This is a genomic window from Methylopila musalis, from assembly GCF_042679725.1.
GTDB lineage: Bacteria > Pseudomonadota > Alphaproteobacteria > Rhizobiales > Methylopilaceae > Methylopila > Methylopila musalis.
In genome coordinates, this window is sequence record NZ_JBHTMX010000438.1 from 1 (window position 1) to 595 (window position 595).

The 595-nt window shown below is 77.5% G+C and carries 1 pseudogene; it reads right to left on the bottom strand.

Annotated features, from left to right (window positions below):
• A pseudogene (locus tag ACFQ4O_RS18180) lies at nt 1-595 on the bottom strand (marine proteobacterial sortase target protein); the annotation flags it as partial.

The following is a 595-nucleotide window of genomic DNA, read 5'->3' on the forward strand; positions in this document are numbered from 1 at the left end:
GCCGGCCTCCTGCGGCGCGCCGGGCGGATGATCAGCAGCCCGACGGCGAACAACACCAGCGCGAAGCCCACATAGCGCCGCAGCTCGGCGTCGGTCGCGGTCGCGGGCAGCAGCGCGCCGCCGACCGGGGCGGCCGAGACGATCGGCGTCGGAGAGGCGGCGACGCCCGCCAGGGCGATCCGCTGCGCGCCCGAGGCGTCCGCGCGGCGCAGCGGCGGCGCGGCCGGGTCCTGCTCCAGATCCCGCTCGCCGCCGGATTTCGGGCCGAACACCATGTCGAAGTCCCAGCCGGCCGGCAGGTTGAGCGGCACGTCGGCGCGTGTCAGCCGGGCGCCTTCCGGCCGGCGAGGCGTCTGGTCCACCGCGACGAGGCTGGTGAGCCGGGTCGCGAGCTGGTGTTCGAGCGCGATGCGCACGATCTCCGCGTCCGCGGCCTCCGGCGTGGCCTCGCGCAGGGCGCGGGCCACCTCGGCGTCGTCGATCTTGCGGCGCGCCCAGAGCTTGGAGACGCCGGCCCCCGGCGCGGCCGCGGCGAGATCGAGCGTGGCGCTCCACGGCCGGTCGCCGATCATGCCGCCGATCTCGAGCGGGCCGG